8 protein-coding genes and 1 riboswitch are annotated in these 10,702 nt (G+C 75.0%); of the genes, 3 read left to right on the forward strand and 5 right to left on the reverse strand.

Annotated features, from left to right (window positions below; translation table 11 throughout):
• The first annotated feature begins 40 nt into the window (after positions 1 to 40).
• Positions 41 to 454, forward strand: coding sequence for a VOC family protein (locus ACFQZ6_RS07890; RefSeq protein WP_381606020.1), 414 nt, complete (start codon positions 41 to 43; stop codon positions 452 to 454).
• A gap of 39 nt (positions 455 to 493) precedes the next feature.
• On the opposite strand, the gene ACFQZ6_RS07895 is transcribed toward ACFQZ6_RS07890, so the two are convergent.
• From ACFQZ6_RS07895 to ACFQZ6_RS07905, 3 genes are all read right to left on the reverse strand, one after another.
• Complete coding sequence (locus ACFQZ6_RS07895; protein ID WP_381606022.1) at positions 494 to 1,888, reverse strand: hypothetical protein; 1,395 nt, start codon at positions 1,886 to 1,888, stop codon at positions 494 to 496.
• Between the two features lie 243 nt (positions 1,889 to 2,131).
• Positions 2,132 to 3,256: an alpha/beta hydrolase gene (locus tag ACFQZ6_RS07900; protein WP_381606024.1), complete on the reverse strand. Its 1,125-nt coding sequence runs from the start codon at positions 3,254 to 3,256 to the stop codon at positions 2,132 to 2,134.
• A 70-nt stretch (positions 3,257 to 3,326) separates the two neighbouring features.
• Positions 3,327 to 4,025, reverse strand: a complete 699-nt coding sequence (locus ACFQZ6_RS07905) for a class II aldolase/adducin family protein (RefSeq protein WP_381606026.1) — start codon at positions 4,023 to 4,025, stop codon at positions 3,327 to 3,329.
• A 178-nt stretch (positions 4,026 to 4,203) separates the two neighbouring features.
• Here ACFQZ6_RS07905 and ACFQZ6_RS07910 point away from each other — a divergent pair, with 178 nt between their 5' ends.
• Positions 4,204 to 5,454, forward strand: a complete 1,251-nt coding sequence (locus tag ACFQZ6_RS07910; protein WP_381606027.1) for an inorganic phosphate transporter — start codon at positions 4,204 to 4,206, stop codon at positions 5,452 to 5,454.
• Positions 5,455 to 5,489: 35 nt separating this feature from the next.
• On the forward strand, positions 5,490 to 5,711 hold the full coding sequence (locus ACFQZ6_RS07915; protein WP_381606029.1) for a hypothetical protein: 222 nt from the start codon (positions 5,490 to 5,492) through the stop codon (positions 5,709 to 5,711).
• Between the two features lie 32 nt (positions 5,712 to 5,743).
• On the opposite strand, the gene ACFQZ6_RS07920 is transcribed toward ACFQZ6_RS07915, so the two are convergent.
• Both ACFQZ6_RS07920 and ACFQZ6_RS07925 read right to left on the reverse strand, forming a co-directional pair.
• The gene (locus tag ACFQZ6_RS07920; RefSeq protein ID WP_381606031.1) at positions 5,744 to 10,033 is read right to left on the reverse strand and encodes an nSTAND1 domain-containing NTPase; all 4,290 of its coding nucleotides are present in this window, start codon (positions 10,031 to 10,033) and stop codon (positions 5,744 to 5,746) included.
• Positions 10,002 to 10,358, reverse strand: coding sequence for a CU044_2847 family protein (locus ACFQZ6_RS07925; protein WP_381606033.1), 357 nt, complete (start codon positions 10,356 to 10,358; stop codon positions 10,002 to 10,004). The genes ACFQZ6_RS07920 and ACFQZ6_RS07925 overlap by 32 nt, the downstream gene beginning before the upstream one ends.
• A 257-nt stretch (positions 10,359 to 10,615) precedes the next feature.
• A riboswitch (cobalamin riboswitch) is annotated at positions 10,616 to 10,690 on the forward strand.
• Positions 10,691 to 10,702 lie beyond the last annotated feature (12 nt).

A 10,702-nucleotide genomic window follows, 5' to 3' on the forward strand; every position in this document is an offset into this window, starting at 1 on the left:
CAGACGGGTTCCGAGGGTCTCTCACGAGGGAGTGATCGGCATGGCAGGCGCGAGCGGTGGGCGTCCGGGGATCTGCCCCACGTTGTTGTACGCCGACGCGAAGGCGGCGATCCGGCAGCTCACGGAGGCGTTCGGCTTCACCGAGCTGTCCGTGTACGAGGGCGAGGACGGCTCGGTGCTGCACGCCGAGCTGGCGCAGGGCGGCGGGGTGGTGATGCTCGGCTCCAAGGGCCGCGGCGGGCGCTTCGACGAGGCGATGAAGGGCGCGGGCCCGACGGGGGTGTACGTCGTCGTGGACGACGTCGACGCACACCACCAGCGGGCCGTGGACCACGGCGCGGAGATCCTGATGCAGCCGACCGACCAGGACTACGGCTCCCGCGACTACATGGCCCGCGACATCGAGGGCAACGTCTGGAGCTTCGGGACGTACGCCCCCGAGATCACGGTCTGAGCCGGGCCGGACCGGGACGCGGCGGGGGCGGGGCCCGGGTCAGCTCCCCCCGGTGTGCACCTGGAAGGCCGCGCGGCGCACCGCCTTGGCCAGCGCCGGGTCGGGGTGCGCGGCGGCCAGCGCGACGAGCACCTGCACGGTGCGCGGGTGGCCGACGGCGCGCACCTCGTCGAGCAGCGCGGGCACGGTCGGCTGCACCGCGGACTCCAGGTGCCGCACCAGCAGCGGGGCCTCGCCGTGGTCGGCGACGGCGGCGGCGGTGTCGACCCAGAGCCAGGTGGCCTCCTCCCGGGTGAGCACCTCGTGGGCGTCCTCGGGGTCGGTGCCGTCGTGCTCCGCGAGCCACAGCAGCGCGTAGGGCCGCAGCGTCGGCTCGTCCAGGACGGCGCGCACCTCGGGCTCGGCGGGGGCGCCGACGACGCGCAGCGCCTCGAAGGCGAGGCCGCGCAGCAGGGCGTCCTCACCGCGGGCGGCGTCGAGGAGTTCGGTGACGGCGCCGCCGACGGTGCGGGCGGCGAGCCAGGCGCGGTACTCGGCGCGGGCGGCGTTGGGGCGGAGCTGGGCGCAGCCGCGCAGCATCTCCTCGGCGGACGCCTCGATGTTGCCCGCGGGGCTCTGCGCGGCGACGCAGATCTGCTCCAGCTTGACCCAGACCGCCCAGCTCCCGAGCGGGGTCAGGGTGGCCTGTCCGTCGCCGTAGGTGAGGGCGCCGACGGCGGCGAGGGCGCCGAGGGCCCAGTCCAGGAGCGGGGCGAGCGGGGTGTCGTCCAACTGCTGGGGCTGGGGTTCGGGCTGGGGGCCGTAGGGGATCTCGCAGCGTTCGGTGCGCAGTTCGCGGACGCGTTGTTCGAGCAGGTCGAGGAGTTGGGCGACGGGGACGGGCCCGGCGGAGAGCTGGAGGAAGGAGAGCAGTTGGGGCATGGCCGAGACGACCTCGGCGAGGGCCGCGGGCTGCCGCGCGGGCTCCGGATGGGCGAGCGACCAGGCGTCGAAGAGGGCGACCCAGCCGCGCAGTACGGCGCTGTCGTCGCGGTCCCAGGCGCGCAGCCGCCAGCCGGGGCGGGCGTTGCCGCCGTGCACCTCGACCAGTCCGGCGAGGCGGGCGGTGTCCCAGTCGGCGCGGACCTGGGCGGGTGTCAGACCGAGTTCGAGGGCCGCCCGTTCGGCGGTCGCGTCGGAGAGGGTGGCCTTGCCGTCGGCGGTGGCGCCGGTGCGGCCGGGGCGCAGCGCGGCGTCGGCCCAGCGGGCGACGCGGGCGGCACCGGCCAGTTGGGCGCGTGCCATTCCGGCCAGTTCCGAGGGGGCGGGCGTGCCCTCCGGCGGGCGGGGGGCGGGGCGGCGCGGGCGCCGCTGTTCCATCGCTCGGGGGGCGGCGGCCAGGGGTCGCGGGCGGACGAGTCGGAGCCTGGAGTCGCGCGGGATACGGGACGTCACGGGTGCAGTCTTCCGGTTGACGGTCCGAAAACCCAAACGGAATGCCCGTGGGGGCCCTGGGGGTGGGCGGAGCGCGGGGTTCCGGTGGGGGTCGGGAGGGGTGGTCACGCCGGTGGTCCGGCGTTGAACGGACGCCAAGCGGAATGGTGACGCGCGGGTGTACGGGAGGGGGCGCGGGGTGTGCGGCGGGCGCGGTCGCCTCAGGGGTCACATCACGGTTCACATCATGGGTCACATCAGGGTTCACATCAGGGGGGTGAGGAAGCGGCGGAGTGACTCCTCGTAGGACTCGGGGTCGGCGTTCCACATGGCGCCGTGCGGGGCGCCGCGGACGGTGCGCAGGGCGACCCGGTCGGGTCGGCGGGCGGCGAGGCGCCGGGAGTGGACCCAGGGCGCGACGGTGTCGTCGGGGCCGTGGAAGACCAGCGTCGGGGCGGTGAGCCGGTCGGCGTCGTCGTCGGCGGTGTGGTCGCCGTGCAGTCCGGTGCGGCCCTGGGCGGCGCGGAGGGCCAGCGGCAGCAGGACGCCGGGGGTGCCGTGGGCGGCGGCCAGGGCGCGCAGCGTCGACTCCCAGTCGAGGACCGGGGAGTCGAGGACCAGTCCGGAGACCCGGTCGGCGACCGGGGAGCGGACGGCGGTGCGCAGGGCCATGGCGGCGCCGGTGGACCAGCCGTGCAGGACGACCCGGCGGGCGCCGTAGCGCACGGCGTAGCGGATGGCGGCGTCGACGTCGCGCCACTCGGTCTCGCCGAGGTGGTGCAGGCCGTCCGGGGAGCGCGGGGCGCCGAGGTCGCCGCGGTAGGCGAGGGAGAGCACCGGGAAGCGGAGGCGGTGCAGCAGGCCCAGGACGTTCAGGGGGTGCTCGCGGGTGGTGCCGAGGCCGTGCACCGCGATGACCCACGTGTCCCGGGCGCCCGGCACGAACCAGGCGGGCAGGGCGCCGAGTTCACCGGGGACGTCGACGTCGGCGTGGTCCAGGCCGAGGGCGGTGCGGGGGTTGCCGACGTGCAGGTTCGGGGTGAGCCACACCTTGTCGCCGGGTTCGAGGGTGCCGTGGGTGACGCGTTCCAGGCGGCGTACGACGGTGTCGGCGGGGTGGGACTCGGCCCGCAGCACGGGGCCGACGACGGCGTGGGAGCCGTCCCCGGACAGTCCGTAGGTGCCGGGGCGCAGCGCGGCGAGGTCCCGGGTGAGGGCGACCTGCCCGGCGGCGGTGCCGTGCACGGTGAGCCGGGGTTCGGTGGGCAGCGGGCGTCCCGGCGGGGCCTTGAGCGCCGCGGCGCTGGCGACCCGGCCCACGGCCACCGCGGCGGCACCGGCCCCGAGTACGGCGGTGACGGCGGCGGCCGTCGCTTTGGCAGTGCGCACGGCTCCAGTGTCGTGGCGGAGGTGGCGGGGGGCCAGCGGGGCGACCCTCAGGTGGCCCTCGGGGTGGCCCTCAGGGGCGCTGTCCGTAGCCCTTGAGGCGCTCGGCCGCCTCCCGGAGCTGCCGGTCGGACAGCAGGGTGGGGGTGTGGCCCGGCACCGAGGCGGCGGTGAGCCAGAGGCGGCACATCCACTCCAGTTGGGCGGTGCGGTCGTACGCCTGGTCGAGGGTGTCGCCGTAGGTGAGGGTGCCGTGGTTCTGGAGGAGGCAGCCGGAGCGGTCGGTGAGGGCGCGCAGCATGTTCTCGGCCAGTTCCCGGGTGCCGTAGGTCGCGTAGGGGGCGACCCGTACGGGTCCGCCGAGTGCGCCGGTCATGTAGTGCACCGGCGGCAGCTCGGGGACGAGGAGAGAGACGGCGGTGGCGTGCACGGCGTGGGTGTGGACGACGGCGCGGGCGCCGGTGGCGCGGTACACGGCGAGGTGCATGGGCAGCTCGCTGGTCGGCGTCAGGGTGCCGCGGACCTGCCGTCCGTCGAGGTCGACACCGGTGAGGTCGGCCGGGGTGAGCCGGTCGTAGGGCACCCCCGAGGGGGTGACCAGGACGGTGTCGCCGACGCGGACGGAGACGTTGCCCGAGGTGCCGACGACCAGTCCGTCGGCGACGGTGCGGCGGGCGGTCTCCACCAGCGCCCGCCAGGCGCGCTCCTCCCGCTCGCCGGTGCCGTTCCCGGGGTCTCGCGGGCCCCGCTGTGCGCGTCCCTCTTCGGCCATGTCGTGATCCTTTCAGCCGGTGCCGGAACCCGGCCCGCCGGGGTGGAGGGGAGCTGGTCTGAACCATGAGCCCCAACTCACACGGACGGACACCCTCAAGCCCTCCCCAGTTCACCTTTCGTTCACCTGGGTTACCTACGTTCATCCAGCCAATGACCTCGAACGATTGCCTGGGTAAATGGAAGGCATCTCGCTGATCCTCGCGATTGTGGTGATCACCGCTCTCGCGTTCGATTTCACGAACGGTTTCCACGACACCGCGAACGCGATGGCCACCACCATCTCGACCGGTGCTCTCAAGCCCAAGGTCGCGGTGGCCATGTCCGCCGTCCTCAACCTTGTCGGTGCGTTTCTCTCGGTGGAGGTCGCCAACACGATCTCCAAGGGACTGGTCGACGAAAGCGGTATCCGTCCCGAGGTCATCTTCGCCGCGCTGGTCGGGGCGATCCTCTGGAACCTGGTGACCTGGCTCGTCGGACTGCCGTCCTCGTCCTCGCACGCCCTGATGGGCGGCCTGATCGGCGCGACCATCGCGTCCGCCGGTGTCGGGGCCGTCCACGGTGACGTGCTCGTCACCAAGGTGCTGATCCCGGCCCTCGCCGCGCCGCTGGTGGCGGGCGCCGCCGCGCTGCTGGCCACCCGGCTGACCTACCGGCTCGGCCACAAGGCCGACGGCGAGTCGGCCCGGAAGGGCTACCGCGCGGGCCAGATCGCCTCCGCGGGCCTGGTCTCCCTCGCCCACGGCACCAACGACGCGCAGAAGACGATGGGCATCATCACCCTCGCCCTCGTCGCCGGTGGCTCCCTCGCCCCCGACTCCGACCCGCCCGTGTGGGTCATCCTCTCCGCGGGCCTCGCCATCGCGCTCGGCACCTACCTCGGCGGCTGGCGGATCATCCGCACCATGGGCAAGGGCCTGACCGACCTCCAGCCGCAGCAGGGCTTCGCCGCCCAGACCAGCGCCGCGACGGTCATCCTGGCCTCCTCCCACCTGGGCTTCTCGCTCTCCACCACGCACTCCGTCTCCGGTTCGGTGATGGGCGCGGGCCTGGGCCGCAAGGGCGGTGTGGTGCGCTGGTCGACGGCCACCCGGATGTTCGTCGCCTGGGGTCTGACGCTGCCCGCCGCCGCGCTGGTCGCCGCGCTCGCCGAGTACGTGACCGACCTGGGCGACTGGGGCACCGCGCTGGTCGCCGTCTTCCTGGTCGCCTCCAGCGCCGCCATCTGGAAGGTCTCCCGGCGCGAGGTCGTGGACCACACCAACGTGAACGCCACGGAGCCGGTGGACGCGGTGGAGCCGGTGGCCGAGGAGCCCGCCGGGGTCGTCACCGCGGCCATCGCGGCGGTGTCCCCGCCCCCGACCGTCGCCGCGGCCGAGGAACTGGCCGCCGCCGTCCCCGCCACCCCCGACACCAAGACGACCGTCTGAGCCCCGCGCTCACGGGCAGTTAGGGAAACAGCAGCATGAAGATCGACTGGGCGGCCCTCGGCTCCGTCTTCGGCGTCAGCCTCGTGGCCACCGTGGCCCTCGTGGCCCTCTTCACCCTCGGCATCGCGGGCCTCTCCCGCCACGAGCGCGCCACCCAGCGCGGCGGCTCGGACGCGGTCGCGGTGACCGGCGCGTACGCCTGCTTCGCGGCCTGCGCGGCGGCGGTGGCGTACGGGATCTATCTGATCGTGGCCTGACTTCTCACCCCCCTTACCGCCCTGCGGGACGCCTACGGGTGCTCCTGGCAGGGCGGAGCCATGTCCGCCTCCTCGGGGACGCGCAGCGCCGCGACCGCCGGGGACGCGCGGACGTCGGGAGGGCGGGGCCCGAGCAGCGCGCACAGCGGCGCCGGGTCCCCGTCGGTGAGGCGGCCGAGGTCGTAGGTGAGGCGGCCGTAGGAGGTGAGGCCGTGCAGGAGGTCACCGTCGAAGACCCAGTGGCGGGCGGAGGCGTGCAGCACCCATCTCCGTTCCTTGGTCCGGTCGTCCCACACCTCGACGTCGTCGGCGCCGTAGACCAGGAGCCGTCCCTTCTCGTACACCCCCGTCAGCGTGACGCTCTCCGTCGTGAGCTGCTCCAGCGTGACGGAGCCGGGCCGCCACAGCTCCACGCCCGTCGCCGTGGTCACGGCGACGACCTCGCCGTCCGACCGGGCCACCGCGTTCCGCTCCACGCCGTCCACCGTCAGGAAGACGGGCGGCCCCCGCCGTTCCGCCCCGTCAGCCGCCAGCCGCCACAGCTCCGTGCTGCCGTCCTCCCGCAGGACGAGGAACTCCCCCGGGTGCCGAGGACGGTCGAGCACCAGGCCACACCGGGATTCCGCCACGCCCAGTCCCCGCCCGCACCGCACCTGCGGCACGGTCCGGCGTTCTCCCGTCCGCCCGTCGAGCACCACCAGCCCCTTCCCGGTGAGCAGCAGAAAGCCGGTGGCGCCGTAGGGCCGTACGTCCTTCACCTCCATCCCGTGGCCCTCACCCGGCACCCGGGAGAGCCGCTCGGTGGCGTACAGGACCCACCCGTTCGTCCGCCAGAGGACGAGGGCGGTCCCGTCGTGGCTGAGGACGACCTTCTCCTCCGGACCGGTGGGATGGGGCTTGAGGCGGACCGGCGCCCGCCGCTGGCCGCGCGCGTCGGACACCGCCACGTGGAGGAGGCAGTCCGCCGGTCCGGGGCCCGTGCTGCGCTGGAGCAGCGCGGCGACGGCACCGGACCCGGACGCGCGGTCCATGGACATCACGCCGCCCTCGTCCGTGCCGCCCAACGGGTACCGGGTGGGACGGACCCGGAAGACGAGCAGGTCCTGTTCCGTCATGGCGTACACCTGGAGCGGGCCCCGGGCGGAGCTGACCACGCTCAACGTCTCCGTGCCCATCTCCAGCGGCAGCACCAGGGAGTAGCGGCGCCCGGTGACGAGGTCCTGGAGCAGGAGACGTCCCGCGGTGTCCTGGTACTCGCTCAGGTCATCACGGCTGTCCAGGACCAGGTAGCGGCCCGTGGCGTCGGTCGCCAACCGCGCGGAGTACCCGGCCGCCCACCGCCCCTTCGGACCGGTCCACCGTGCCGCGTCCAGCCGGATCCGCCAGAACCCGCCGCCCGGCGTGCTCGTCCCCAGCGTCCGCCCCGCCGGGTCCAGGGACACCCCGTCCAGACCCTCCTCCGTGGGCTCCCCGGCGGTGGACCGGCTGGCGTAGACCTCGTCGTTCGCGTCGCGCCGCACGACGGTCACCGTCAGCCCACCGTCGTCGACGGACCTCAGCGTCACGCCGTCCAGGCACTCGCCGGGGGCCAGCAGGCCCTCGGTGCGGGGCGGCTTCCGCTCCCGTAGGCCGCCGGGGCCGACCTCCGCCACCCGCAGCCAGCCACCCAGCTCCTCCGCGGAGCAGATCTCCCCCTCCTCGGTGGCCACGGTGTGCAGCAGGCCCCGCCCGTCCGACGAGAAGTCGAGCCTGTCGGTGTACGACGCTGGCGGATCGGGCCTCCAGTCCCACGGCCGGGCGGCGGCGATCCGTCTGGGCACCGGCTCGTCGACGGTCCACACCCGCACCGTCCCGTCCGCCGCACCGGCGGCGATCCGCCGCCCGTCGTCGCTGACCGCCACCTTGTCCACGAAGTCGGGCGCGCCACGCAACGGCACCTTGCGCGGCTCCCGCGTCTCCAGGTCCGCCAGCAGGAACACCTGCCGGTTCCGCCGCGGCCCTTCGTGGAGGACGGCCATCCGGTGCCCGTCCGCCGAGGCGGCGGCGTCCTTCACGGTGCCCTCGGGGAGGACCCGGTGCACCGAGTCCAGGGAGGCGAGGGACAGTTCGTACCGCATCAGCGCGCCCCGGGACTCAGGCGTGTCACTGGTACGGCGGGCCGCGAGGGCGAGCAGCGCCGCGTCGACCGGGTTGTTCTGGGCGCGTTCGTCCGCGAGGCCGACCAGCCGTTCGGCGGCCTCGTCCAGCGCCTTCCGCTTCCCGTCCCGGAACTGGTCCCACGCCGCCACCCCCAACAACCCCGCCAGCACCGCCAGGCAGGCCACCAGCGCCACCCCGGTGCGCCCCCGGCGTACCGAGCGGCGGCGGTGGAGGCGGCTGAGGTGGATGAACTCGGTCTCCTCGGGGGACAGTTCGCCGGGGCGGGTGGACAGCCAGTCGCGGGCGGTGGTCAGTTCCTGGCCGCGTAGCGTCAAGTCGACATGTCGATCGCCGTCCTCCCACTCGCGGAGTCGGCCGCGGAGCTTCTCGTGCCAGGTGAGGAAGGCGTGGGAGTCGTGGAGCCAGTCGCGCAGGGTGGGCCACTGGCGGACCAGGGACTCGTGGGCGAGGGCGACCGTCTCGCGGCCCGAGCTGTCGCGGGCCAGGACGAGGAGGCGGGTGCGGGCCAGGGACTGGGCGGCGGCGCGCAGTTCGGGCGGGAGGTGGTCGAAGGCGCGGGCGACCCGGGCGTACTCCTTGCCCTTGACCGGGCGCGCGAGGCGTTCGAAGAGGCGCCGGGCCACCGCCGGGTCCGGGCCGCCCGGCGTCTCGCAGACCCTCCGGAGCTGGTCGTCGGCGTAGCGGGACAGGGCACCCTCCACCCCGCCGATCTCCCGGTACGCGGCATGGGTGAGACGGCCCCGGTCCTGGCGTTCCCAGAGTTCGGCCAGCGCGAACTCCACCAGAGGCAGCGCGCCCGGCTCCGCGCCCGCGTCCGTGACGACCCGCTCGGCGAGACCGGGCTCGAACTCCACGCCGGGCACGGTGTCGAGGGGCCGCCGGACCACCTGGTCGAGCTGGCCCGGCGTCATCGGGGCGACCATCTGGAGGGTGCCGCTCAGGGCCTCCGCGCGACCGCCGGTGACCAGGTCCTCCAGCGAGGCCGAGCGCAGGGTCGCGAGGACACGGAACCGGCGGCCCTCGGGGTGGACGGCGCGGGTCATGGGCAGCAGGACGTCGAGCAGGGCGCGGGCGTCGGCGGGGCGGGCGCCGACGGTCTCCTCGAACTGGTCGAGCAGGATGACGTGGCCCGCCGTGCCCGCGTGCGCCAGGACCCGCGCGCCGAGCAGCACCGCCGTACCGGTGCGGTCGGGGGACGCGCACAGCTCGCGGGCCAGCCCCGCCGCGGGCGGGAACCGGGCCGCCAGCGCCTCCGCGAGGGTGCGCACCGGGTCGGTGTCCGGCTGGCCCACGAAGTCCGTGACCGTGTGGCCCGCGGACCGCAGGAGGGGCAGCACCCCCGCCCTGACCAGCGAGGACTTGCCCACGCCCGACGCGCCCGCGACCGGGACGAACGGGTGGGCCGCGAGCGCCGCCGCGATGCGTTCGCTGTCCGCGCGGCGGGCGAAGAAGACGGCGGCGTCCTGCTCGCGGAAGGGTTCCAGGCCGCGGAAGGGGGAGGGCCGCGGGCCCTCGTCGAGGCCCAGCAGCAGGGGCGCCGGGATCAGGTACGCCGTCGTCGCGCCGGTGCCGGTGTCCGCGGCGACCGTCATGCCGACCACGCCGCCCTGCTCGGCGTCCCACACGGGTGCCCCGCTGAAGCCGTGCCCGATGGCGGGGCCGGTGCCGGGCGCGGGCCGGGCGGTCTCCATGGACGTCCAGCCCCTGCCGACCGGCGCGCGCAGCCGTCCGCGCACCCACACCCCGTGGTCCTCGGTGCGCGGCGGGAACCCGAGCACGCGGAACCGGTGGTCCCACACCGCCGTACCGCCCGCGAACCGCACCGGCGCCGTGCCCGGCACCGGCTCCGCGAGGCGCAGCAGGGCGATGTCCCCGCCGCCGTCGCCGCTGACGGGGCGCCAGCGGGTGACGGTGGCCGTGAGACGGGGGGACGGCTCGGGCAGCAGGGGGAAGTCGACGGTGACCGGGGTGGTGGGCGGCTCGGGGTCCGTGTCGGAGGTGCCCAGGGCGCTCGCGACGACGTGCGCGCAGGTGCACAGCGTCCGCCCCTCGATCAGGAACCCGCAGCCGGTGACCCCGCCTTCCGCGCCGGTGTGCCAGAACCGGGCGATGGCGTGCGGGAGTTCACCGTCAGGCGTCGGCATCGCGCTGGCCGGGGACACCGGCGCCGTCCGGGTTCGTCCACTCCATGGTGACGCTGAAGTGCGCCTCGCTGGCCGCCCGCGCCACCACCACGCCCGCCTCCGCGCTGAGCGTGACGCCGAACTCCACGGTCACCGTGCCGGGCGGCCGGGGCAGCCCGCGGGCCCCGTCCAGGACCGCGCCGAGGGCGGGACGCACCCGCGCGAGCGCCTGCTGGAGCGTCTCGGCCGCGCCCGCGACCGACCCGCCCCGCGCCACCCGCCGCACCCCGGCCGGGCCGTCGCCCGCCACCTCCAGCAGGACGACCTGACCGTCGTCCAACAGCATCTCGCCCACGTACGCCACGCCGCGCCGCCTCCCCTCACGTACGGGACATTCCAGGCGCCCGCACGTCGGGCGGACAAGCGGACCGGGCAAAGCCGCCCGCTGAAGGTGAATCAGCCGCGAGTGGGTCCACCCCGGGGCCAGCGCCGTGATAGCGGCATCCCCCGTGCCATCCGTCCCGGTGTGGGCCTCCACACACTCCAGCCCCGCAGGTCAACGGCAAGTTGACTGCCGTTCGGGGGCATGGTGGACTGCCCGAGCCATGTACGGCGGCAGGAGAGGAAGCCCGGTGCGAATCCGGCGCGGTCCCGCCACTGTGACCGGGGACGACCATCCCCGGGAGCCAGGAACTCTCACCGCCGGTC

The sequence above is a fragment of the Streptomyces flavalbus genome (assembly GCF_042674625.1).
Lineage (GTDB): Bacteria > Actinomycetota > Actinomycetes > Streptomycetales > Streptomycetaceae > Streptomyces > Streptomyces flavalbus.

Bases quoted from the DNA above. Each gene is read 5' to 3' on its own strand.
- ACFQZ6_RS07890 (WP_381606020.1), top strand. From the start codon at position 41: ATGGCAGGCGCGAGCGGTGGGCGTCCGGGGATCTGCCCCACGTTGTTG.
- ACFQZ6_RS07905 (WP_381606026.1), bottom strand. From the start codon at position 4,025: ATGGCCGAAGAGGGACGCGCACAGCGGGGCCCGCGAGACCCCGGGAAC.
- ACFQZ6_RS07910 (WP_381606027.1), top strand. From the start codon at position 4,204: ATGGAAGGCATCTCGCTGATCCTCGCGATTGTGGTGATCACCGCTCTC.
- ACFQZ6_RS07915 (WP_381606029.1), top strand. From the start codon at position 5,490: ATGAAGATCGACTGGGCGGCCCTCGGCTCCGTCTTCGGCGTCAGCCTC.